The organism is Pseudomonas sp. H3_E04 (assembly GCF_054668915.1).
Map to the genome: position 1 here is coordinate 5,805,684 of NZ_CP162797.1, position 21,368 is coordinate 5,827,051.

Genomic DNA, 21,368 nt, shown 5'->3' on the forward strand with positions numbered 1-21,368 from the left:
TAATTAAGGAAGTTGATCAGTTGGAAGCAGGCGCCAGCTCGGCATTGCCGTTCTGGCGGAAAGTAATCAGGGTCACCAGCAGGGCGAGCACAGCCAGCGCGGCGGCGGCCAGAGGCACGCTGGTCAGGCCGTAGCCGTGGGCGATGACGCTGCCGCCGACCCAGGCGCCGAGGGCGTTGCCAACGTTGAAGGCGCCGATGTTCAGGGTCGAAACCAGGTTCGGTGCAGCCTTGCCGAAGGTCACCACGTTGACTTGCAGCGCGGGCACAGCGGCGAAACACGCGGTGGCCCAGAGGAACAGGGTGATTTCAGTCGGGATCAGCGCAACGCTGGTCCAGCTCAACACCGTGGACACCACGGCCATGGCGATGAACACGCCGATCAGCGTGGCGGCCATGCCTTTGTCGGCGAGTTTGCCGCCGATGATGTTGCCGACAGTCAGACCCAGACCGATGAGCATCAGCGTCCAGGTCACGCCACGTGGCGACACACCGGTGACTTCGCCAAGCAGTGGGGCGACGTAGGTGAACAGGGTGAAGACCGAGGCGGCGAACAGCGCGGTCATGCTCAGCGACAGCCAGATGCCGGCGCCTTTGAGCGCGGCCAGTTCGGCGCGCATGTCGAGTTTCTCTTCGTCACGCTTGGCCGGCAGGAAGCGGATCAGGCCGATCAGCGCAATCACACCAATTACGGTCACCGCCCAGAAGGTCGAACGCCAGCCGGCTTCCTGACCCAATGCGGTGCCCAGCGGCACGCCCAGAACGTTGGCCAGAGTCAGACCGGTGAACATCAAGGCGACCGCCGAGGCACGTTTGTTTGGCGCGACCAGATTGGCCGCCACCACCGAACCAATGCCGAAGAACGCACCGTGACACAGTGCGGTGACCACCCGGGCAAACATCAGCACGTTGTAGTCGCTGGCGATGGCGCAGAGCAGGTTGCCGACAATGAAGATGCCCATCAACGCCACCAGCGCTGCCTTGCGCGGCAACCTGGCGGTGGCCAGCGCCATGAACGGTGCACCGATGGCCACGCCCAGGGCGTACCCGGTGACCAGCCAGCCGGCGCCGGGAATCGACACACCGAGATCCGCCGCCACGTCGGGCAGCAGGCCCATGATGACGAACTCGGTGGTGCCGATGGCGAAGGCGCTCAGGGCGAGAATGAGGAGCGAAAGGGGCATGCAGGTTTCCTTGTCGGCTGGCTGACGTTAAGGGTCAGAGCTCTTTACTGAGGGTGCTGAGAAACGCCTGGATGACGTCCTCGTTACGTTTGAAAAAATGCCACTGCCCGGCCTTCTGGCTGCTGATCAGCCCGGCCCGTTGCAACGTCGCCAGGTGCGCCGACACGGTCGATTGCGACAGGCCGCAACGCTGATCGATCTGCCCGGCGCAAATACCATATTCGTGGTTGTGCAACTGCTCGGGGAATTCGCCTTTCGGGTCTTTCAGCCAGTTGAGGATGTCTCGCCGTACTGGGTGCGCCAGGGCTTTTATTATTTCGTCGAGGTCGAGGTTCATGGCTTGGGCTCGTGGGGGCAGTGGCGATATATCGCGATGGAGCGAACTTTAAATCGTTGGATCGCGATATACCAATATGAATTCGGTCTGACGAGCGCATAAATCGCTCTATCGGGTTATAACGATATGAGCGTGATGGATCAGTCGCCGCAGTGCTAAGCTGCGCCCATGAACTATCTCGCGCATTTGCATCTCGGCGGCCAGCGCCCCGGTCAGTTACTCGGCAGCCTGTATGGCGACTTCGTCAAAGGTCGGCTGCAAGGCCAGTTCGACCCGGAAGTGGAGGCGGCGATTACGCTGCATCGGCGGATCGACGCCTTCACCGATCGCCATCCACTGGTCGACATTGCTTTGGGGCGCTTCAGCGAAACGCGGCGACGGTATGCCGGAATCGTCCTCGATGTGTTTTTCGATCACTGCCTGGCGCGGGACTGGACGCTGTATGCCGACCGACCGCTGGAGCAGTTCACCGCAGACGTCTATCAGGTGCTGTCCCGCGAACGGCAATTGCCGGAACGGCTGGCGAAGATCGCCCCGCACATGGTCGCCAACGACTGGCTGGGCTCGTATCGCGAGTTTGAGGTGCTGGAGCAGGTGTTGCGCGGGATCTCACGACGGCTGACCAGGCCTGAGGAATTGGCGGGAGCGATGCGGGAGTTGCGACGTTTGTATGAACCGTTGAGTGAAGACTTCAGCCTGTTCTACCCGCAATTGCAGGATTTTGCCCAAAACTCCGAACCCATGAAGATCTGAATGTGGGAGCGAGCCTGCTCGCGAATGCGGTGTATCAGCCAATATAGATGCTGAATGACATGCCGCCTTCGCGAGCAGGCTCGCTCCCACAGGGGATCTGTATTGGTTCAGGCGGCTATCAGGTTGCCTGTGCGGCGCGGTTCTGCAGGTTTTGCGACCTCGCCAAACAACACCTTCTGCACCGCCTGCTGCGCTTCGAACGCCAGCGCCGCGCGCTCGCGGCCCTGACAGGCGATCGGCTTGAGCAGATGCACTTCGACGTCGCCGCAGTCATGGCTGAACAGGCGCATCAGGTGCGAGAGCAAATCATCGTCGCCAATGAACGGTGCGAGCGTGTCGATTTCGCCGTCACGCAGATAACGGATCGCCACCGGTTGCAGCATCACCTCGGAATCGATCGCCGCCGACAGCAGCCGACCATGGAAGGTGCGCAGCGAACGGCCATCGGTGGTGGTGCCTTCGGGGAACATCAATAGCGCATGTTCGGTTTGCAGATGACGGGTCATCTGTTTGCGGATCAACTGGCTATCGCCCGACCCACGGCGGATGAACAGGCTGCCGGCCTTGGCTGCGAGCCAGCCGGCCACCGGCCAGGTGCGCACTTCGGCCTTGGACAGAAACGACAGCGGCGTGAGCATGCCCAGCAACGGAATATCGGTCCACGACACGTGATTGCTGACCCACAGCATCGGCTGTTTCGGCAGCTCGCCATGGACGCTCACGCGAAAGGGCAGGGCATTGCTCAGCCGCGCCATGAAGAAGCGCGACCAGCGCTGGCGCCGCTCCATCGAGTGGGCCAGACCGAGGCGTTCGAACACGCCGAAGACGCTGGCCATGGTCAGCCCCAGCGTCACCACCAGCAGCACTCGCGCGATTCGCGCGTACACCCGCAACCGGCTCATTACACGGCCGCCTTGAAGTGCTTGGCGTAGCGCGGGCAGAGTTCGTCGCGCTTGAGCAGGATGAACACGTCGGCGACCTGGAAGTCTTCGTCCCAGCACGGCTCGCCGCAGATTTTCGCACCGAGGCGCATGTAGGCCTTGAGCAGCGGTGGCATTTCGGCGATGACGTTGGACGGGATATCCAGCGTCGGCAACGGGTTTTTCGGCTCGGCGCGCAAGTGTTCGGTGCACAGATAACGTTCGCGCAAACGCTGCATGATCGCGTGGGCCTGAATGCCGCCGTCCTGCATCGGGATGCTCGCGCAACCCATCAGGTAGCTGTAGCCGCCCTGATTGAGCACTTCGGCCAATTCGCCCCAGAGCACGGCGATGGTGCCGCCATTGCGGTACGCCGGATCGACGCAGGTGCGGCCGATTTCCAGGATCGGGCCTTGCAGATGCGCCAAACCATGCAAGCTGAATTCTTCTTCGCTGTAGAACTTGCCGAGGCTGCTGGCAGCGGTGTGATCGAGCAGACGCGTGGTGGCGACCAGGCGCCCGGTGTTCAGATCACGCACGCCGATATGGCTGCAGTGAACATCATAATCATCCATGTCCAGACCCAGTTCCGCGCCTTTGAGTTTGGCGTTGAATTCGCCGCTGAAGACGGCGAAGCGCAGGGCCTGGGCTTGCTGCAAGGCTTCGGCGCCGATCAGGCGTTCGGCTTGCAGGCGGCGTTCATTGCCGGTGTCGCTGATGCGGGCGATTTGCGTCATGTGAATCTCCGTACGGGCCTTTAACCCGTCGTGGGTTGCAGCCGATCGACTTTCTTTATGCAGCAGTGTTGGGCAAAGTCAGGCTATGTAGCCCCGGTGTCATCGCCATGAACGTTCGGTGATGCTTATATGACAGCCCACAAGGAGGCGCCCATGCCCTGGCCAGATCTGCTGCACCACCGTGAACGCTTGCCCGTCGCTGCTGATCTGGCCGAGGGTTTTGCAACGTTGTTGCAGGCGCTGGGCAACGTCACGCCGTTCGAATTGGCGGTGGCCGGCGGGCGGCGGATGGCGACGCCGGGGCTGGCGTTTCTGGTCGGTTATCAGGCGGCGCTGCGCATGTTGTGGCCGAGCGCGCCGCTGAGCCTCGGCGCCTTATGCGCGACGGAACAGCGCAGCCTGCGCCCCGCCGACATGCACACGCGGCTGAGCGATTTGCGCTTGAACGGGCGCAAGGATTTCGTCACCGCCGGCGACGCGGCGGATTGGCTGCTGGTGGCTGCGCGCAGTGAGGAGCCCGGCGCAACACCGCGCCTGAGTCTGGCGGTGGTTTATCCCGGCGAGCCCGGGGTGAAGGTGGAAAAGCTGCCGGCGTTGCCGCTGATGCCGGACATCAGCCACGGCCGCCTGCACCTCGACGGCGCCCTGTGCGAACTGCTCGCCGGTGACGGCTGGGACGCCTATGTCAAACCGTTTCGCAGTCTTGAAGATGTCTACGTGCTCAGCGCCATGACCGCGTGGTTGTACGGCGTCGGCCAGGAAAGCGACTGGCCGCAGACCTTGCAATTGCGTTTGCTGGCGCTGTTGGCCGGGTGTGCCGAGGCCAGCCGGCAAGCGCCGAACAATCCGGCGGGGCATGTGCTGCTGGGCGGGTTGTTTGCGCAGTTTGAAGCGCTGGCGCGGGAAGTTGATGAGGCGCTGGGCAATGGCCCGGCGGAGTGGGCGCAGATGTGGCAGCGGGACAAGGGCGTGATGCAGTTGGCGGCAGGGGCGAGGGCCAAGCGGTTGGCCAAGGCTTTGGCGGTGACCTGAGCGGCCCCTTCGCGAGCAGGCTCGCTCCCACAGGGACGGTATTCTTCAATTGAAATGCGATCAAACTGTGGGAGCGAGCCTGCTCGCGAAGGCGGCCTCAAAATCACCATACATCTGTCATAAACCCCGACTAGTCTCGACAGGTTCATTCCCAGAGCCCCCACCATGTTCAAAGGCCTGTCCCTGTTCCTGCTGCTGATCAGCCTCACCGCCCACGCCGAACAATGGCCCGGCGAGCAATGGCCCATCGCCCCGCAGATCACCGGCCCGGCTGTCGAAGCACTGGAAAACTACGCCTTCGCGCCCCGCAACGACACGAACCGCGAAGGCATCCGCACCGACGCCTTGCTGATCATCCGCGACGGCCAGATTGTCTACGAACGCTACGCCGCTCCGACCACTGCACAGACTCCGCACCTGACCTGGTCGATCAGCAAAAGTCTGCTGGCCACGCTCCTCGGCGTGGCCTACGGCGAAGGCCGGTTCAAACTCGACGATCCGGCGCTGAAGTTCTACCCGGCGCTGGACAAACACCCGGCAATCACCCTCGGCCATCTGCTCAACTGGGCCTCCGGTCTCGATTGGCAGGAGGACTACGAATACGCGCCGCTGAAATCTTCGGTGGTGGCGATGCTCTACACGCGGGGCCATCGCGACATGGCCGCGTTCACTGCAGACCACGACGCCTACGCCGCAGCGGGTCAGGCATTCCGCTATTCCAGCGGTGACAGCAATCTGCTCGCCGCCGCCCTGAAAACCATGGTCGGTGCAGAGCGTTATGCCGATTATCCGTGGACAGCATTGCTCGAGCCGTTGGGCATTCGCCACGCCGTGTGGGAAAGCGATGCCAGCGGCACTTTCGTCGCCTCGTCCTATGCCTATCTCACTGCGCGAGATCTGGCGCGGGTCGGTCTGCTGATGGCGCGCGGCGGGCGCTGGAACGATCGACAGTTGCTGCCCGAGGATTGGGTGGCATTCAATCTCAAGCCCTTTGCCGGCTACAAGGCGCAGCAGGACGAAGCCATGCCCGGCGGACATTGGTGGCTCAATCGCCCTGTCGATGGCGCACCATCACCCTGGCCCGACGTCCCACCCGACACCTTCGCCGCCCTCGGCCACTGGGGCCAGGCGTTGTACGTGATGCCCAGTGAAAAACTGGTGATCGTGCGTTACGCCGATGATCGCGATGGCAGCTATAAGCACAACGAATTGCTCAAGCGCGTGTTGCAGGCGGTGCGGCCATGAAGCGCTTTCTATTGTTGCTGCTGATCGTGCTGCTCGGCTGGGGTTGGTATGAACGCGAGAATCTCTGGGCTTTCCCGGACATCATCAGCGCCTACACCGCCAAGGAATATTGCTCGTGCCGTTATGTGATGAACAACGACGCCGGGTATTGCCGTGGCTATGTGAAACAATGGCTGCCAACCAGCGGTTTTACCGATGATCCATCGAGCAAAACCATCACCGTCAGCGGCATGGGCCGCAGTAACAGTGCGCGATGGTTGAGCGAACGCCAAGGCTGTCGCTTACAGCCTTGAAAGATCGCAGCCTTCGGCAGCTCCTACTTTGGAATGCGTTCCCCTGTAGGAGCTGCCGAAGGCTGCGATCTTTTGATCTTGATGTTGCAATAAACCCAAGGGCGGTTAAGGTTCGTGCAGGTTTATCGCCCCCATGAGTGTTCAATGTTCAACCGCTCCCTCTATACAACCTTCGTCAGTCTGCTGTTGACCGCCGCTGCACTGCCGGCCCAGGCCAATTGGTATCTGGACGGCGAGTCGTCGCGGCTGTCGTTTGTCAGCACCAAAAATGCCAGCGTTTCGGAAGTGCAGCGCTTTCTGGTACTGCACGGCAAAGTCGATCCCAACGGTCGTGCCGAAGTTGAAGTCGAGCTCGAATCGATCAACAGCGGCATTCCGCTGCGTGATGAGCGCATGCGCAAGGAGCTGTTCCAGATCGAGCAATTCCCTGCAGCGACCATCACCACCCAGATCGACTTGCGCCCGATCAACGATCTGGCGCCCGGCGCGCAGTTGGAATTGCGCCTGCCGCTGACCGTCAGCCTGCACGGCAAGCAGCACGAATACCCGGCCGAGTTGCTCGCCACGCGTCTGGATGATCGGCGCTTTCAAGTGGTCACGCTGGAACCGCTGGTGATCAATGCCGAGGATTTCGATCTGGCGCCGGGTCTGGAAAGCCTGCGCAAACTCGCCGATCTGTCGGCGATCAGTCTGTCGGTGCCGGTGGGTGCGGTGCTGATTTTCACGGCGCGCTGACATGCGCGGTGCGGTGTTCCCCTGGCGTGACGGCAACCGTTTCGAACTGTTGATCGACGGCCCGCAGTTCTTTCCGCGCATGCTCGAGCACATTGCCGGGGCAAAAGAGCAAATCGAACTGGAGCTGTATCTGGTCGAGGCCGGCGCCTGCGCCGAAGCCATCGTCCAGGCGCTGGTCGCGGCAGCCGAGCGCGGCGTGCGCGTGCGTTGCCTGTTCGATGATTACGGCAGCCTCGCGTTCACGCTGCATCTGCGCCAGCGCCTGACGCAGGCCGGGGTCGAGCTGCGTTTCTACAATCGCCTGAGCTGGCGGCGCTGGGTCGGCAACTTCTATCGCGACCACCGTAAATTGCTGCTGGTCGACCAATGCCTGGCAGTGGTCGGCGGCACCGGCGTGACCGATGAATTCTGGACGCCGGGCCATGATGTCAGCGAGTGGCACGAGGTGATGGTCGAGATCACCGGCCCATTGGTGATCGATTGGCAATTGCTGTTTGATCGCCAGTGGATCGCCAACCGTTACCGCCGCGCCTGGCGCCCGGCCGCGCATTTCGGTTTGCCGCGTCTGCCCCGCGTACCAGACAAGGGCGAGGGCATGGGCCGCGTGGCTTACGCCGACGCCCGCCAGCACCGTGACATTCTGCAGTCACTGTTCCGCGCCTTGAGCAGCGGCCAGCAACGCATCTGGATGGCCACGCCGTACTTTCTGCCCACCTGGCAAATCCGCCGCTCGCTGCGCAAAGCCGCCGCACGCGGGGTCGATGTGCGGCTGCTGCTGACCGGGCCGCGCACCGATCACCCGTCAGTGCGCTACGCCGGGCATCGCTACTACCCGCGCCTGCTCAAGGCCGGCGTGCAGATCTTCGAATACCAGCCGTGCTTCCTGCACCTGAAAATGGTTCTGGTCGACGAATGGGTAAGCATCGGTTCGTGCAACTTCGATCACTGGAATCTGCGTTTCAATCTGGAGGCGAATCTGGAAGCGCTGGACCCGACGTTGACGGCAGCGGTGGAGGCGAGTTTTGTGAAGGATTTCGGCTTGAGTCAACTGGTGAGTCTGGAGGAATGGCAGCGCCGGCCTTTGTGGCGGCGGGTCAAGCAGCGGGTGTGGGGCTGGGTGGACCGGTTGGTGGTGAATATTCTCGATCGACGCGGATAACCACGATTTTGAATACACCCTGAATCCAATGTGGGAGCGAGCCTGCTCGCGAAAGCGGTGTGTCATTCAGCAATTTTTTGTCTGAATGATCGCTTTCGCGAGCAGGCTCGCTCCCACAGTGTTTTGCAGTGTTGCTGCTGTTACAGCAGTTCAAAGCTCTGCTGCGTCACCGCCTGCGAATCCAGGCCGATCTGCACGTTGAATTTGCCAGGCTCGGCTGCGTATTTGAGCTGGGCGTTGTAGAACTTCAGGTCTTCCTCGGTGATGGTGAAGTGCACGACTTTCTGTTCGCCGGCCTTGAGCATGATCTTCTGGAAGTTCTTCAGCTCTTTCACCGGGCGGATCATCGAACCGGTGACGTCCTGGATGTACAACTGCACCACGGTTTCGCCGTCACGCTTGCCGGTGTTCTTGACCATGACACTGGCGTCGAGCTTGCCGCTGGCGTTCAGGGTGGTCGATGACAGCGCCATATCGCTCAGGGCGAAGGTGGTGTAGCTCAGGCCATAACCGAACGGAAACAGCGGGCCGGTGGTGTCATCGAAATACTGCGAGGTGTAGTTGCCCGGTTTGCCCGGCGTGAACGGCCGGCCGATGCTCAGGTGGTTGTAGTAGGTCGGGATCTGGCCCACGGAACGCGGGAAAGTCACCGGCAGTTTGCCCGACGGGTTGTAGTCACCGAACAGCACGTCGGCGATGGCGTTGCCGCCCTCGGTGCCGCTGAACCAGGTTTCCAGGATCGCATCGGCCGACTGGTTCTCTTCGAGAATCGTCAGCGGACGGCCGTTCATCAACACCAGCACCAACGGCTTGCCGGTGGCTTTCAGCGCACGGATCAATTCGCGCTGGGTTTCCGGGATGTTCAGGTCAGTGCGGCTAGAGGATTCGTGGGACATGCCACGGGACTCGCCGACAGCCGCGACGATCACATCTGCATCCTTCGCCGCTTTCACCGCTTCGTCGATCAGCACGCTGGCCGGGCGCGGGTCATCGACCACTTCCGGAGCATCGAAGTTAAGGAAGTTCAGGTAGTCGAGGACCTTCTTGTCGCCCGTGATGTTGGCGCCACGGGCGTAGATCAGGTTGGCCTTGTCGCCGATTACCGAACTCATGCCGTCGAACAGGGTGACCGATTGTGCCGGGCGCCCGGCGGCGGCCCAACTGCCCATCATGTCGATCGGCGCCTTGGCCAGCGGGCCGACCAGCGCAATTTTCGCGTCTTTGTTCAGCGGCAGGGTTTCGTTGTGGTTCTTCAGCAGCACCAGACTGCGCCGCGCCACTTCGCGGGCCTCGGCACGGTGCAGGCGGCTCTCGGCGTAGGTGTCGGCCGGGTCATCCTCGGCCTTGCCGATGCGCAGGTACGGGTCCTTGAACAGGCCCATGTCGTACTTGGCTGCGAGCACTTCGCGCACGGCGTTATCGATGTCTTTCTGCTCGATCTCGCCGGACTTGAGCAGCCCCGGCAGCTCTTTGCCGTAGAGGGTGTCGTTCATGCTCATGTCGATGCCGGCCTTGATCGCCAGCTTCGCCGCTTCGCGACCGTCGCGGGCGACGCCGTGCTTGATCAGTTCGAAAATCGCGCCGTGATCGCTGACTGCCAGGCCTTTGAAGCCCCAGTCCTTGCGCAGCAGATCATTCATCAACCAGGTGTTGGCCGTGGCCGGAATGCCGTTGATCGAGTTCAACGCCACCATCACACCGCCAGCGCCGGCATCGATCGCGGCGCGGTAGGGCGGCAGGTAATCCTGGTACATCTTCACCGGGCTCATGTCGACGGTGTTGTAGTCGCGACCGCCCTCGACCGCACCGTACAGGGCGAAGTGCTTGACGCTGGCCATGATGCTGTCGGCGGCGCTCGGAGTCTCGCCCTGATAGGCCTTGACCATGACTTTGGCGATGCGCGAGGTCAGGTAGGTATCTTCACCGAAGCCTTCGGAGCTACGGCCCCAGCGTGGATCGCGGGAAATATCCACCATTGGCGCGAAGGTGATGTCGAGGCTGTCGGCAGCGGCTTCTTTAGCCGCAACGCGCCCGGACTGGCCGATGGCGTCCATGTCCCAGCTCGACGCGAGGGCCAGCGGAATCGGGAAAATCGTACGGTGACCGTGGATCACGTCGTACGCGAAAAACATCGGAATCTTCAGGCGACTGCGCATCGCAGCGTCCTGCATCGGACGGTTTTCCGCGCGGGTGATCGAGTTGAACGTGCCGCCGATGTTGCCGCCGGCGATTTCCTTGCGGATCAGCTCGCGGGGCATTTCCGGGCCGATGCTGATCAGGCGCAACTGGCCGATCTTCTCGTCGAGGGTCATTTGTTTCATCAGGTTGCTGATGAAAGCGTCCTTGTTCTCCAGAGGTACCGGGGTCGTGGCGGCCAGTACCTGATGACTGGCCAGGCTGACGAGCAGACCCAGCAAACACAGCTTCTTCATGAATTTTTTCTCAAGGGCCCAAACGGTGATGCAACACCGGCCAGCCAAAATGTAGGGAGCGACTATTGTTGTTCGGGTGCCGGCGCAAAACCTGAGCCGGAAAACCGCAGCCGACATCGGCAACGTGAACGCGAAGGGCACTTTTTAGCCGATTAACCCGTCGCATGCCAGTGGCGGCGCCGATTATGCCCCAACCGCTGGCCGGGAATGCCCAGCGCTCGGTTTTTAAATCAAATGTGTCATGGAGCATCACTGCAATGAATATCAGCTCAACCTCCCGTTCACGGCTACAGATCGCCACGTTGCTGGTGTTCGCCACGCTGTTGACCGCGTGCGGCATCAACAATATCCCGACCCTCGACGAACAGGCCAAAGCCGCCTGGGGCCAGGTGCAGAACCAGTACCAGCGCCGTGCTGACCTGATCCCCAATCTGGTGGAAACCGTGAAGGGCTACGCGGCCCACGAACAGGAAACCCTGACCGCAGTGATTGAGGCGCGAGCCAAGGCGACCTCGATTCAGGTCGATGCCAGCACCCTCGACAATCCCGCGAAGCTCAAGCAGTTCCAGCAGGCGCAGGATCAACTGACCGGCGCGTTGAGCCGTTTGATGGTGGTCTCCGAGCGCTACCCGGATCTGAAGGCCAACCAGAACTTCCTCGCTCTGCAATCGCAACTCGAAGGCACGGAAAACCGCATTGCCGTGGCCCGTCGCGATTTCATTCTGGCGGTGCAAAAGTACAACACCGAGATCCGTACCTTCCCCGGTCGCCTGTGGCACAGCGTGATGTACAGCGATCTGCCGATGCGCGAGACCTTCGAAGCCACCACGCCCGGCGCGGAAAAAGCCCCGGAAGTGAAATTCTGACTCGAGGTCGTCCATGCGTGTGTTGAAACTGGGCCTGGTGCTGATGCTGTGGCTGTTCGCCGTAAGCGCCCGGGCCGAACTGTCGTTTCCGCCGCTGAGCGGGCGCGTGGTCGATCAGGCGCAGATGCTCGAGCCATCGATTCGCGCGCAACTGAGCCAGCAATTGCAGGCCCATGAACAGGCCACCGGCGAGCAGTTGGTGGTGGTCACGCTGCCGGATCTGCAGGGCACCACCATCGAGGATTTCGGCGTTCAGCTCGGTCGGCACTGGGGCATCGGTCAGAAGGACAAGAACAACGGCGCCTTGCTGATCGTCGCCCGTGACGAGCGCAAACTGCGCATCGAAGTCGGCTATGGCCTGGAAGATCGCCTGACCGATGCGCAGTCGTCGGTGATCATTCATCAGGTCATTACGCCGGCGTTCAAGGCCGGCAACTTCAGCAAAGGCATCAGCGACGGCGTCGCGGCGATGCTGGTAGTGCTCGGTGGCAATCCGCTGGACGAACCGTCCACCGTGTACGAATCCAGCGGCGACCCGGCGGATGATTTCATCTCGCGGCACCCGACGCTGTTCATGTTTCTGGTGATGTTGTTCATCCTGACGGTGTTTGTCTGCCAGATGCTCGGTATCCTGCCTGCCGGCCGGGGCGGCTCCGGAGGAGGGGGCGGCTTTGGCGGTGGTGGCGGATTCGGCGGCGGCGGCGGCGGTGGCTTCAGCGGCGGCGGGGGCAGTTTCGGCGGCGGCGGTTCGTCCGGCGGCTGGTGAGATCAAAAGAATAATGAGCAGGCACTTTTCGACATGGCATTACTGACTGAACACGAACAACGCAAAGTCGCCGAGGCCATCGCCCGGGTCGAACGCGACACCGACGCCGAACTGGTCACGGTGCTCGCTGCCCGCGCCGACGATTACGCGTACATCCCGCTGCTCTGGGCCAGCCTGCTGGCGCTGGTGTTACCGGGCATCGTCCACTACCTCACCGGCTGGCTGACGCTGCGCAGCCTGCTGCTGGTGCAATGGGGCATGTTCATCGTCCTGTGTCTGCTGTTTCGTCTGCCGAAAATCACCACGCATCTGGTCCCGCGCCGCGTGCGCCACTGGCGTGCCTCCAACCTGGCGCGGCGGCAGTTTCTCGAACAGAACCTGCACCACACCGTGGGCAGCACCGGCATGCTGATTTTTGTCTGCGAGGCTGAGCGCTATGTGGAAATTCTGGTGGACGAGGGAATTTCCAAACGGCTGAATAACAGCAACTGGGACGCGATTGTCGCAGCGTTCACCGAACAGGTCCGCGAAGGCCGCACGCTTGAAGGGTTTGTCACGTGCGTGGAGGCGTGTGGTGAGTTGTTGAAGGTGCATGTGCCGGTGACGCAGGTGAGGAACGAGTTGCCGAATCGGTTGGTGGTGTTGGGGTAGATCAAAAGCTCGCAGCCTTCGGCAGCTCCTGCAGGAGAATGCATTCCAATTGTGGGAGCTGCCGAAGGCTGCGATCTTTTGATTTTCGCCGTTCGGTAAATAAGCACGTGTCCCCAAACCCCATCCCCCCTAAAATACCCGCCATTCCCGATTCCGCCCGTCCGAGGCCGCTTGTCCATGTCCGTTTCCGCTTCTTCCGCGCCGTCCGCCAAACCGGCCGCCGATCACCACGCCCAGTTCATCGAGCTGCTGCAAACCAGCCTCGACGACAGCGGTTTCATCAAACTGGTGCTGGCCAAGTACGTCGGTGAAGAGGCGGATCTGCAAAGGGTCATCATCAAACCGGTGACGGTCAAGGCGCAGCCGTGCCTGTCCTTCGTTTATCGCTACAAGACCCGCGACATCACCAAGAACCTGCCGCTTGACGAGGGCGTGGCGCTGATCGGCGGTCTGCTGCCGACCTCGTTCAAAAATGCACATTTACTGGCGCTGACTGACGAAGCGCAGCTGGAATACAGCAAAAAGGGCAAGAGTTCGCTGTTCAAGAGCAAACCTCAGCAATTGCGTGAAGCGCCGTCTGCCGAGCATAACCGCGAGAAAAACCGCTTCCTGGAGTTGAGCCGCCCGTTCCTCAAGGACCTCGGCGTGACCAATGCGCAACACGAGCTGATCCCGGCGATGTCGCGCAAGTGGAAGCAGATCAACAAGTTCATCGAAGTGTTCAGCCATGCCCTGACGTCGTCGCCGCTGGCGCTGGACAAACCGGTGCGGGTCGCCGATTTCGGTTCGGGCAAGGGCTACCTGACGTTCGCCATTCACGACTACCTGCGCAACACGCTGAAGGCCGAGGGCGAAGTCACCGGCGTCGAGCTGCGCGAAGAAATGGTCAGCCTGTGCAACGCCGCTGCGACGAAGCTCGAGCATCCGGGGCTGGTGTTCAAGTGCGGTGACGTGCGCACAGTGGCGCCGAGTGAGCTGGACGTGATGATCGCCCTGCATGCCTGCGACATCGCCACCGATTACGCGATCCACACCGGCATCCGCTCGGGTGCGTCGATCATCATGTGCTCGCCGTGCTGCCACAAACAGATCCGCCTGCAGATCCAGAGCCCGGCGCTGCTCAAGCCGATGCTGCAATACGGTTTGCATCTGGGCCAGCAGGCGGAAATGGTCACCGACAGCTTGCGTGCATTGTTCCTCGAAGCCTGTGGTTACGAGACCAAGGTCTTCGAGTTCATCTCGCTGGAACACACCAACAAGAACAAGATGATTCTCGCGGTGAAACGCGCCGAGCCGGTTAACCCAGCGCAATTGTTGACGAAGATCGCAGAGCTCAAGGCGTTCTACCATATCAGCGAACACTGCCTGGAAACCCTGCTGCGCGCCGACGGTTTTCTCGCCTGATAGCCTGAAATACACCCCTGTAGGAGCTGCCGAAGGCTGCGATCTTTTGATCCTGGTTATTTAAATGCAAGATCAAAAGATCGCAGCCTTCGGCGGCTCCTACATTTATCGCGATCGAGCGTAGTAAGCCTGGAATTACCGCAACCCTTGGATACGGTCTACCTTGAATACTCCCAGACCTTTCCCCGAGGAGTTTTCCCATGGCCGCGAAAAAGATCCTGATGCTGGTCGGCGATTTCGTCGAAGACTACGAAGTGATGGTGCCGTTCCAGGCCCTGCAGATGGTCGGCCACACGGTCCACGCCGTGTGCCCGGACAAGTCCGCCGGCAGCACCGTGCGCACCGCGATTCATGATTTCGAAGGCGATCAGACCTACAGCGAAAAACCCGGTCATTTGTTCGCGCTTAATTTCGACTTCGCCAAGGCCAGTGAAGCCGATTACGACGCGCTGCTGATCCCCGGCGGTCGTGCTCCGGAATACCTGCGGCTGAACGAAAAAGTCCTCGAACTGGTGCGCGCGTTCGACAACGCCGGCAAGCCCATCGCAGCGGTCTGCCATGGCGCGCAACTGCTCGCGGCGGCGGGTGTGCTCGAGGGGCGCGAGTGCAGCGCGTATCCGGCCTGCGCCCCGGAAGTTCGTTTGGCGGGCGGCACCTACATCGACATTCCGGTGACCGACGGCCATGTTCAGGGCAATCTGGCCAGCGCTCCGGCCTGGCCGGCGCATCCGAAATGGCTGGCCGGGTTCCTCGGTCTGCTCGGTACGAAAATCACTTTGTAGTCGGGGCAGGCGACAGACCGGGGGTGCTGGTCTTTACTCTGAAGCGCGAAATCTCTCAATCGCCCCCAGGAGAAACAGACATGTCCGGATGGTACGAAGTGAGCAAAAGCAGCAACGGCCAATTCAGGTTCGTGCTGAAAGCGGCTAACGCCGAAACGATTCTGACCAGCGAGCTCTACAGCACCCGCGCCGGCGCCGACGGCGGCATCGCTTCGGTGCAGGCCAACAGCCCGCTGGACGAGCGCTACGAGAAAAAATCGACCAAGGATGGCCATCCCTACTTCAATCTCAAGGCGGCCAATCACCAGGTCATCGGCAGCAGCGAGTCGTACTCATCGGATGGCGCGTGTGACAAGGGCATCGCCAGCGTCAAGGCCAACGGCCCAACGAAAACCATCAAGGACAAGACCCTGCCTGTCCTCTGAGCTCAGGGCATGAGCCTTTGAAATCAAAAGATCGCAGCCTTCGGCAGCTCCTACACCTGGAATGCATTTCCATGTAGGAGCTGCCGAAGGCTGCGATCTTTTGATCTTGCTTCAAACCTCAACCGGTACCGACAATTTCGGATCACCCAGCGCATGGCTCTTGGCATCAAAGAACCGCAACTCAACCCCGGTGCCTTCAAACACCTTGGCGTAGTGACGTTTCTGATGCTGGATGAACGCGGCGCTGCGTGGGTAGATCGAGATCGCCACGCATTTCGGTCGGGCCAGGCGCAACGCGCGCACCAGGTGCGCATCCTGCTCGCCCAGCGCGTGGCCGAAGATGCACAGGCTGCCGCCATGAGCCAGTAACTGCTCGTAGCAGAACGACAGATAATCCGAGCTGCGAATGGTCTTGAGCTTGTCGGCGCTCGGCCCTTCGGTGACGAACAGCGGCACGTCGTCCAGGGTCTTGATCGTGTTGTTGATGGCGAAGCTGCCGAGCAGGGTGCCCTCGGTCGAGGTCAGTTTGCGTGCGGTGCCGTCCTGATTGCGCACCAGATGCAGACCACCGTGCAGGTACAGCAGGCGCGGTTTGTCGGTGGCGCTCTGGCTCAGATCGAAACTCGCGTCCGCGCCGTTGAACAGGTCGTCGATGGCCTCGCCCGGGTGTTGCAGCGCCCAGTAATTGAGCAGGTCGTAGTTGGTGGTAAACACCGTGTGATAGCGCGCCAGTTCTGCATTGAGCACCGCCAGCGTCGAAGGCTGCACCAGCCGCCACGGAATGTGCACCGCGTGCACGGTGTTGATCAGCGCTTCCTTGATCGCGTAATAGCGATTGCGCGGCGCCGCCGAGCTGACCGCCAAAGCCTTGTTGACCCGGCTGGTGGTTTTCAGGGCGCCCAGCACTTGCTCGAAGCTGCGGGTTTGCAGCGCGTCGAATACCGCCAGTTCCGATGGGCTCAACGGTTTCTCTTCGACCGTACGAGCGTTTTCGAACAGCGAGTCGTAGCCGAAGTCATCCCATACCGCGCGGCTGGCGCCATTGCCCACCAGCAAACCCTGGAAATCGTTCGCGGCGCGCAAGGCGTTCCAGTCTTCGAGGGTGGCGTCGACATTGAGAAAATCGGTCATTGCGTGGGCGGTCTCAAAACAAAGGGCAGATGGACGGCGACTTTATCACGAGCGGACATTGAGCCAGATCAACATTACTCGTGACCGATCGGTCGATCCTGTGTGCACCGCCGAATCGAGGCAGTCGATCCGGCTCCAGTCAGGAGACACACGATGAGCAGCACCTTCTTTATTCCGGCGGTCAATATCATGGGCAGCGGCTGCCTCGACGAAGCCATGCTCGCCATTCGCAATTACGGTTTTCACAAGGCATTGATTGTCACCGACAGCGGGCTGGCCAAGGCTGGCGTGGCGGCGATGATCGCCGAGAAACTGGCGATGCAGGACATCGATTCGGTGATCTTCGACGGTGCCAAACCCAACCCCAGCACAGCCAATGTCGAATCAGGTCTGGGGCTGTTGAAGGAGAGCCGTTGCGATTTCATCGTGTCGCTGGGCGGCGGCTCGCCGCACGATTGCGCCAAAGGCATCGCCCTGTGCGCGACCAATGGCGGGCGGATCGGCGACTACGAGGGCGTCGACCGCTCGAGCAAGCCGCAATTGCCTCTGGTCGCGATCAATACCACCGCCGGTACTGCCAGCGAGATGACTCGCTTCTGCATCATCACCGACGAATCGCGCCATGTGAAAATGGCCATCGTCGACCGCAACGTCACGCCGCTGCTGTCGGTCAACGATCCGGAACTGATGGTCGCGATGCCCAAAGGCCTGACCGCCGCCACCGGCATGGACGCGCTGACCCACGCCATCGAAGCCTACGTCTCGACCGCCGCCAACCCGATCACCGATGCCTGCGCGTTGAAGGCGATGAGCCTGATCAGCAGCAACCTGCGTCTGGCGGTGCGCGACGGCAGCGACCTGGTGGCGCGGGAGAACATGGCTTACGCGCAGTTTCTCGCCGGCATGGCGTTCAACAACGCCTCGCTCGGATTTGTCCACGCCATGGCGCATCAACTCGGCGGCTACTACGACTTGCCTCACGGCGTCTGCAATGCCGTGCTGTTGCCGCATGTGCAGAGTTTCAATGCGCAGGTCTGTGCTGATCGACTCAGGGACGTCGCCCACGCCATGGGCGCGGATATTCGCGGCTTCAGCGCGGAAGAAGGCGCGCAAGCGGCGATCAATGCCATTCGCAGTCTGGCTAAAGATGTCGAGATTCCCGGCGGACTGCGCGAGCTGGGCGCCAGGCTCAGCGACATCCCGGTACTCGCCGCCAACGCCTTGAAGGACGCCTGCGGACTGACCAATCCACGGGCGGCGGATCAGCGCCAGATCGAGGAAATTTTCCGCAACGCGTTTTGAATGAAGGTGCGCAGGCGAGCGAAGTCGAACAAGCCTTCGCTTGCTACTGCGAGCACGGTAAAGGTGCGCACACGGCCCCAATCTGAAATCTGGCCGGCGATGTTGTGGACGGCGGATATACGGTACTGCCCGACCGCCATGGAGTGTGCTGCCGGGGTTTGCCATTGCCGGTCACTTTCGACCGCTGCTCTGGCAATCTCCAGGCCAGTGTCCAGATCGAAAATACTGACGAAACCCTCGGCTCGTGTGACATCTCCTGAAAACATCAGAGGCGTATCGACCTGCGCGTCCTCAATCGGTTCGACAACGACCGGGACGTCGATCTCGGGCCGCAGTCGCACCTCATATCCGCGCACGTCGCTCCATTCGGACGTGATGCCTGCATACGTCTGGTGGGCGTGAATCCTTTGTTGGCCTGGAGCCTGGACGCCGTTGATGCTGAACGCCCATCGTCCGTTTGTGCTGACCTGTCCTGCACCGAGCAAATGGGTGTTTTCCGTATTCCACACTTGCACCTGAGCATTGGGTATGCCGCTGCCGAGCAACAGAGTCGCAGGTCCTGTCGCACTGGCTTCCTCGGGATAAGTGATGGTCGGACCCGGTTGTGAAATTTGCTCGTCGCGAGTGCTCATCATGCTTCTCGTCCATGGCTGATTTGAACGCTGAGGTTGGCATGACGGGCCTGAATTCGAACCTGTAAGAACTACCAGTCATTCAGTCTTTTTTACACAGCGGATAATTTCGTTTTGTTCTAAAAGACTGTCATTTATGTCAGTTGTCCGGCGCGAATTCTTCGGGTCGAATGCTCGCAACGAGGGGATCGACGGCGATCTCTTGAGGAGAATGCGAACATGTCGGAACCCACCGCGCCATTGCCCACAGATGCGCAGTCAGCCGGGGAGCTGGATGCTCTCTTTGGTATGCGAGCGCTGAAATTTCCCGGAGCGGGCAAGACCATTGCCAAAGGCGTGGCGATCACTCCTTCGGGGCAGATCATGGTCAGCGCTACCGTCGAGCAATCGGGCCATTCGTTCTACGGCCTGGCGCGGCTGGATGCCGATGGAAATCCGGATCCGGCTTTCGGCGAAGGCGGATATCTCAACGGCCAGTTCGGCACAGGCTCGCTCACGCAAGGCGGGCAGTTGATCGTGGATGCGCCAGGGCGGATCTGGATGTGCGCCGTGATTGGCGTCGTCAAAGACAAGACGCTTGAATACCAGCAAGTCATCGCCCGGTTTTTGCCCGATGGTTCGCCGGACATCGAGTTCGGCGGCGACAAGAATGGCTACCGGATTGTGCCCATGCGTATTCCTTCCCTGTTCGGTGCCACGCATGGGCGACTGCTGCTGGCGAAATCCGATCCGCAGCTTGTGCAGCCGGACAGGCTGCTGTTCATGACCGCGCAAAAGGGTAGTGGCTTGTTGACGCGGTTCAATCTCGATGGCTCGGACGATTTGTCTTTCGCCAGCGACGGTTGGCTGCCCGTGGCGCTGCCAGGGGTGGCCATTTCGCTATCCGGGATCATCCAGCTCGACGATGGACTGATTCTGCTGCATGGCAAAACCGAAATCACCAATCAGGGATTGGTCATGGCGTTCGACCACAGCGGGAAAGTTGCAGAAGCGTTCGGCGACAAGGGGGTACTGTTATTGAATCTTCAGCGTGATGGCAAGCCGCTCGAAAGCAACGTGACCGACATCGCTGTGCAAACGGCGCAGCGCCTGCTTCTGCTCGGTTCGGCAGTCGAGTCAACGCAAGGCAGGAAACTGCAACATGCGTTCATCAGTGGGATTACCTACGCCGGCCAAATGGATGATGCGTTCAACAATCCTGTCATCACCCCGGCGGCGCATGAACTCGACCTGAGAGGTTGGCAAGCAGGGTTGGCGCTGGATGACATCGCCGGTAAACGGATCGTTGCGGTCGGACAGACCTCGGGCAGCGCACGAGGCTTGTTGACGGGAGGCTTCCTGGTCGATGGCGCAGTGGATGATTCGTTTGATGTCGAGGGCGCGAGAGACGTTTCATGGTCAGCCATCGACGCCTGCCTGCAAGGCTCTTCAGTCCTGGTATTGGGGCGCAGAGACGACAGCGCACAATTGGTCCGCTTGCTGACCGCACCTGTCACAAAACGGCGCGCGAGCATGGGCAACTGAGCAGCCAGAGGTAAAACCGGGCTATCCTGCCGGCTCGGATGAACCTTGTCTTCGAGCCCACCATGCTGCAAAAAAGCCTGATCCGCCGTCTCGACCTGATCACTCTGCAACTGTTCGTCGCCGTCCACGAGGAAGGCACGCTAACCCGTGCGGCTGCGCGCGAAGCCATCGCGGTGTCGGCGGCGAGCAAGCGCCTGATGGAATTGGAGGAGGCGCTGGGCATTGCTCTGTTCGTGCGTCAGGCCAAAGGCATGATCCTTACGCCGGCCGGTGAAACCCTGCTGCACCACGCCCGGCAGATGCTCTTCAACGTGGAAAAAATGGGCTTGGAACTCGGTGAGCACAGCCACGGTGTGCGCGGTTACGTGCGCATGCTGGCCAATCTGTCGGCGATCATTCAGTTCCTGCCCGAAGACTTGCGCGACTTCTCCGCGCAGCATCCGCAGGTCAAGACCGACCTTGAAGAACGGCCCAGCGCCGGGGTGATTCAGGGCGTGCTCGATGGCGTCGCGGACCTCGGCATCTGCTCTGAGGACAGTGACACCAAGGGCCTGCACAGCGTGCTGTACCGGCAGGACAAACTGGTGGTGGTGATGCTGCCCGAGCATCCGTTGGCGATGTGCGAATCGGTGGCTTTCAGTGAAACCCTGGACAGCGACTACGTCGGCTTGCACGCAGCCAGTTCGATCAACATGCGTACCCATGCGGCGGCGCGGCAGGCGGGCAAAGTCTTGCGCATTCGCATTCATGTGCCGGGATTTGATGCGGTCTGCCGGATGGTCCAGGCGAACATGGGCATCGGCATTCTGCCGCAGCGAGCCTATGAGTTATTTGGTCAGGCACTGGGGTTGCGCGCGGTGCCGCTCACCGATGCGTGGTCGGATCGCGCGCTGATTGTGGTGGTGCGCGATGAAGCGGGGTTGTCGCCGGTGAGCCGGATGTTGTTTGAGCATTTGCGCGGGCGGTAGATCTGCGTTGCAGCTGATGGCCTCTTCGCGAGCAGGCTCGCTCCCACATTGAACTTGTGTGGACACAGAATCTGAAACCACTACAGAACCT

General features: G+C 61.1%; 22 protein-coding genes. 15 read left to right on the forward strand and 7 right to left on the reverse strand.

Annotated features, from left to right (window positions below; translation table 11 throughout):
• Positions 1-16: 16 nt before the first annotated feature.
• Together AB4N53_RS26070 and AB4N53_RS26075 are read right to left on the reverse strand one after the other, a co-directional pair.
• Positions 17-1,183 carry an MFS transporter gene (locus AB4N53_RS26070; protein ID WP_056783415.1) on the reverse strand — a complete coding sequence of 389 codons (1,167 nt, stop codon included), beginning with the start codon at positions 1,181-1,183 and terminating at the stop codon, positions 17-19.
• A 34-nt stretch (positions 1,184-1,217) separates the two neighbouring features.
• Positions 1,218-1,520, reverse strand: coding sequence for an ArsR/SmtB family transcription factor (locus AB4N53_RS26075; RefSeq protein WP_016771327.1), 303 nt, complete (start codon positions 1,518-1,520; stop codon positions 1,218-1,220).
• 168 nt (positions 1,521-1,688) lie between these two features.
• Here AB4N53_RS26075 and AB4N53_RS26080 point away from each other — a divergent pair, with 168 nt between their 5' ends.
• The gene (locus tag AB4N53_RS26080) at positions 1,689-2,273 is read left to right on the forward strand and encodes an acyl carrier protein phosphodiesterase (protein ID WP_460124753.1); all 585 of its coding nucleotides are present in this window, start codon (positions 1,689-1,691) and stop codon (positions 2,271-2,273) included.
• A gap of 107 nt (positions 2,274-2,380) precedes the next feature.
• Here AB4N53_RS26080 and AB4N53_RS26085 read toward each other — a convergent pair whose 3' ends face one another.
• Both AB4N53_RS26085 and olsB read right to left on the reverse strand, forming a co-directional pair.
• A complete protein-coding gene (locus AB4N53_RS26085; RefSeq protein WP_460124756.1) occupies positions 2,381-3,175 on the reverse strand; it encodes a lysophospholipid acyltransferase family protein in 795 nt (264 codons plus the stop codon).
• Entirely contained in the window at positions 3,175-3,930 is a 756-nt protein-coding gene (gene olsB / locus AB4N53_RS26090; RefSeq protein WP_016771324.1) for an L-ornithine N(alpha)-acyltransferase, read from the reverse strand. Before olsB ends, AB4N53_RS26085 begins: the two co-directional genes overlap by 1 nt.
• Before the next feature lie 153 nt (positions 3,931-4,083).
• On the opposite strand from olsB, the gene AB4N53_RS26095 reads away from it, so the two are divergent.
• The 5 genes from AB4N53_RS26095 to AB4N53_RS26115 all read left to right on the forward strand — a co-directional run bounded on the left by AB4N53_RS26095 (position 4,084) and on the right by AB4N53_RS26115 (position 8,394).
• Positions 4,084-4,962: an acyl-CoA dehydrogenase family protein gene (locus AB4N53_RS26095; RefSeq protein ID WP_460124759.1), complete on the forward strand. Its 879-nt coding sequence runs from the start codon at positions 4,084-4,086 to the stop codon at positions 4,960-4,962.
• Between the two features lie 165 nt (positions 4,963-5,127).
• Positions 5,128-6,207, forward strand: a complete 1,080-nt coding sequence (locus tag AB4N53_RS26100) for a serine hydrolase domain-containing protein (RefSeq protein ID WP_460124762.1) — start codon at positions 5,128-5,130, stop codon at positions 6,205-6,207.
• The gene (locus AB4N53_RS26105) at positions 6,204-6,500 is read left to right on the forward strand and encodes an amidase (RefSeq protein ID WP_460124765.1); all 297 of its coding nucleotides are present in this window, start codon (positions 6,204-6,206) and stop codon (positions 6,498-6,500) included. The genes AB4N53_RS26100 and AB4N53_RS26105 overlap by 4 nt, the downstream gene beginning before the upstream one ends.
• A gap of 144 nt (positions 6,501-6,644) precedes the next feature.
• Positions 6,645-7,235: a YceI family protein gene (locus AB4N53_RS26110; protein WP_460124768.1), complete on the forward strand. Its 591-nt coding sequence runs from the start codon at positions 6,645-6,647 to the stop codon at positions 7,233-7,235.
• Between the two features lies 1 nt (position 7,236).
• Entirely contained in the window at positions 7,237-8,394 is a 1,158-nt protein-coding gene (locus AB4N53_RS26115; protein ID WP_460124771.1) for a phospholipase D-like domain-containing protein, read from the forward strand.
• A 140-nt stretch (positions 8,395-8,534) separates the two neighbouring features.
• On the opposite strand, the gene bglX is transcribed toward AB4N53_RS26115, so the two are convergent.
• Complete coding sequence (bglX, locus tag AB4N53_RS26120) at positions 8,535-10,826, reverse strand: beta-glucosidase BglX (protein ID WP_460124774.1); 2,292 nt, start codon at positions 10,824-10,826, stop codon at positions 8,535-8,537.
• A gap of 257 nt (positions 10,827-11,083) precedes the next feature.
• On the opposite strand from bglX, the gene AB4N53_RS26125 reads away from it, so the two are divergent.
• The 6 genes from AB4N53_RS26125 (at position 11,084) to AB4N53_RS26150 (ending at position 15,720) form a co-directional block, all read left to right on the forward strand.
• The gene (locus AB4N53_RS26125; RefSeq protein ID WP_460124777.1) at positions 11,084-11,692 is read left to right on the forward strand and encodes a LemA family protein; all 609 of its coding nucleotides are present in this window, start codon (positions 11,084-11,086) and stop codon (positions 11,690-11,692) included.
• 13 nt (positions 11,693-11,705) lie between these two features.
• Complete coding sequence (locus AB4N53_RS26130) at positions 11,706-12,458, forward strand: TPM domain-containing protein (protein WP_460124780.1); 753 nt, start codon at positions 11,706-11,708, stop codon at positions 12,456-12,458.
• 33 nt (positions 12,459-12,491) lie between these two features.
• A complete protein-coding gene (locus AB4N53_RS26135; protein ID WP_460124783.1) occupies positions 12,492-13,109 on the forward strand; it encodes a TPM domain-containing protein in 618 nt (205 codons plus the stop codon).
• A 177-nt stretch (positions 13,110-13,286) separates the two neighbouring features.
• The gene (locus AB4N53_RS26140; RefSeq protein WP_460124786.1) at positions 13,287-14,513 is read left to right on the forward strand and encodes a class I SAM-dependent methyltransferase; all 1,227 of its coding nucleotides are present in this window, start codon (positions 13,287-13,289) and stop codon (positions 14,511-14,513) included.
• Positions 14,514-14,713: 200 nt separating this feature from the next.
• Positions 14,714-15,295, forward strand: coding sequence for a DJ-1/PfpI family protein (locus tag AB4N53_RS26145; protein WP_460124789.1), 582 nt, complete (start codon positions 14,714-14,716; stop codon positions 15,293-15,295).
• Positions 15,296-15,375: 80 nt separating this feature from the next.
• Positions 15,376-15,720 carry a YegP family protein gene (locus AB4N53_RS26150; protein WP_071174640.1) on the forward strand — a complete coding sequence of 115 codons (345 nt, stop codon included), beginning with the start codon at positions 15,376-15,378 and terminating at the stop codon, positions 15,718-15,720.
• A 111-nt stretch (positions 15,721-15,831) separates the two neighbouring features.
• On the opposite strand, the gene AB4N53_RS26155 is transcribed toward AB4N53_RS26150, so the two are convergent.
• Entirely contained in the window at positions 15,832-16,851 is a 1,020-nt protein-coding gene (locus tag AB4N53_RS26155) for a DUF4917 family protein (protein ID WP_460124793.1), read from the reverse strand.
• A 153-nt stretch (positions 16,852-17,004) separates the two neighbouring features.
• Between AB4N53_RS26155 and yiaY the strand changes: the two genes are divergently transcribed.
• Positions 17,005-18,153 (forward strand): L-threonine dehydrogenase, encoded by a 1,149-nt coding sequence (gene yiaY / locus AB4N53_RS26160; protein ID WP_460124796.1) that lies wholly within the window; start codon positions 17,005-17,007, stop codon positions 18,151-18,153.
• Here yiaY and AB4N53_RS26165 read toward each other — a convergent pair.
• Entirely contained in the window at positions 18,114-18,788 is a 675-nt protein-coding gene (locus AB4N53_RS26165; RefSeq protein ID WP_460124799.1) for a hypothetical protein, read from the reverse strand. The genes yiaY and AB4N53_RS26165 overlap by 40 nt on opposite strands.
• A gap of 216 nt (positions 18,789-19,004) precedes the next feature.
• Between AB4N53_RS26165 and AB4N53_RS26170 the strand changes: the two genes are divergently transcribed.
• Complete coding sequence (locus tag AB4N53_RS26170; protein WP_460124802.1) at positions 19,005-20,309, forward strand: NHL repeat-containing protein; 1,305 nt, start codon at positions 19,005-19,007, stop codon at positions 20,307-20,309.
• A 62-nt stretch (positions 20,310-20,371) separates the two neighbouring features.
• Positions 20,372-21,277: a LysR family transcriptional regulator gene (locus tag AB4N53_RS26175; protein ID WP_460124805.1), complete on the forward strand. Its 906-nt coding sequence runs from the start codon at positions 20,372-20,374 to the stop codon at positions 21,275-21,277.
• Positions 21,278-21,368: the final 91 nt, after the last annotated feature.

Excerpts from the sequence above, each read along its gene's own strand:
- olsB (WP_016771324.1), bottom strand. The coding sequence starts at position 3,930 with ATGACGCAAATCGCCCGCATCAGCGACACCGGCAATGAACGCCGCCTG.
- AB4N53_RS26145 (WP_460124789.1), top strand. The coding sequence starts at position 14,714 with ATGGCCGCGAAAAAGATCCTGATGCTGGTCGGCGATTTCGTCGAAGAC.
- AB4N53_RS26100 (WP_460124762.1), top strand. The coding sequence starts at position 5,128 with ATGTTCAAAGGCCTGTCCCTGTTCCTGCTGCTGATCAGCCTCACCGCC.
- AB4N53_RS26075 (WP_016771327.1), bottom strand. The coding sequence starts at position 1,520 with ATGAACCTCGACCTCGACGAAATAATAAAAGCCCTGGCGCACCCAGTA.
- AB4N53_RS26105 (WP_460124765.1), top strand. The coding sequence starts at position 6,204 with ATGAAGCGCTTTCTATTGTTGCTGCTGATCGTGCTGCTCGGCTGGGGT.
- AB4N53_RS26080 (WP_460124753.1), top strand. The coding sequence starts at position 1,689 with ATGAACTATCTCGCGCATTTGCATCTCGGCGGCCAGCGCCCCGGTCAG.
- bglX (WP_460124774.1), bottom strand. The coding sequence starts at position 10,826 with ATGAAGAAGCTGTGTTTGCTGGGTCTGCTCGTCAGCCTGGCCAGTCAT.
- AB4N53_RS26070 (WP_056783415.1), bottom strand. The coding sequence starts at position 1,183 with ATGCCCCTTTCGCTCCTCATTCTCGCCCTGAGCGCCTTCGCCATCGGC.
- AB4N53_RS26085 (WP_460124756.1), bottom strand. The coding sequence starts at position 3,175 with ATGAGCCGGTTGCGGGTGTACGCGCGAATCGCGCGAGTGCTGCTGGTG.
- AB4N53_RS26140 (WP_460124786.1), top strand. The coding sequence starts at position 13,287 with ATGTCCGTTTCCGCTTCTTCCGCGCCGTCCGCCAAACCGGCCGCCGAT.
- AB4N53_RS26110 (WP_460124768.1), top strand. The coding sequence starts at position 6,645 with ATGTTCAACCGCTCCCTCTATACAACCTTCGTCAGTCTGCTGTTGACC.
- AB4N53_RS26115 (WP_460124771.1), top strand. The coding sequence starts at position 7,237 with ATGCGCGGTGCGGTGTTCCCCTGGCGTGACGGCAACCGTTTCGAACTG.
- AB4N53_RS26130 (WP_460124780.1), top strand. The coding sequence starts at position 11,706 with ATGCGTGTGTTGAAACTGGGCCTGGTGCTGATGCTGTGGCTGTTCGCC.
- AB4N53_RS26150 (WP_071174640.1), top strand. The coding sequence starts at position 15,376 with ATGTCCGGATGGTACGAAGTGAGCAAAAGCAGCAACGGCCAATTCAGG.
- AB4N53_RS26165 (WP_460124799.1), bottom strand. The coding sequence starts at position 18,788 with ATGATGAGCACTCGCGACGAGCAAATTTCACAACCGGGTCCGACCATC.
- AB4N53_RS26125 (WP_460124777.1), top strand. The coding sequence starts at position 11,084 with ATGAATATCAGCTCAACCTCCCGTTCACGGCTACAGATCGCCACGTTG.
- AB4N53_RS26095 (WP_460124759.1), top strand. The coding sequence starts at position 4,084 with ATGCCCTGGCCAGATCTGCTGCACCACCGTGAACGCTTGCCCGTCGCT.
- yiaY (WP_460124796.1), top strand. The coding sequence starts at position 17,005 with ATGAGCAGCACCTTCTTTATTCCGGCGGTCAATATCATGGGCAGCGGC.
- AB4N53_RS26175 (WP_460124805.1), top strand. The coding sequence starts at position 20,372 with ATGCTGCAAAAAAGCCTGATCCGCCGTCTCGACCTGATCACTCTGCAA.
- AB4N53_RS26170 (WP_460124802.1), top strand. The coding sequence starts at position 19,005 with ATGTCGGAACCCACCGCGCCATTGCCCACAGATGCGCAGTCAGCCGGG.
- AB4N53_RS26135 (WP_460124783.1), top strand. The coding sequence starts at position 12,492 with ATGGCATTACTGACTGAACACGAACAACGCAAAGTCGCCGAGGCCATC.
- AB4N53_RS26155 (WP_460124793.1), bottom strand. The coding sequence starts at position 16,851 with ATGACCGATTTTCTCAATGTCGACGCCACCCTCGAAGACTGGAACGCC.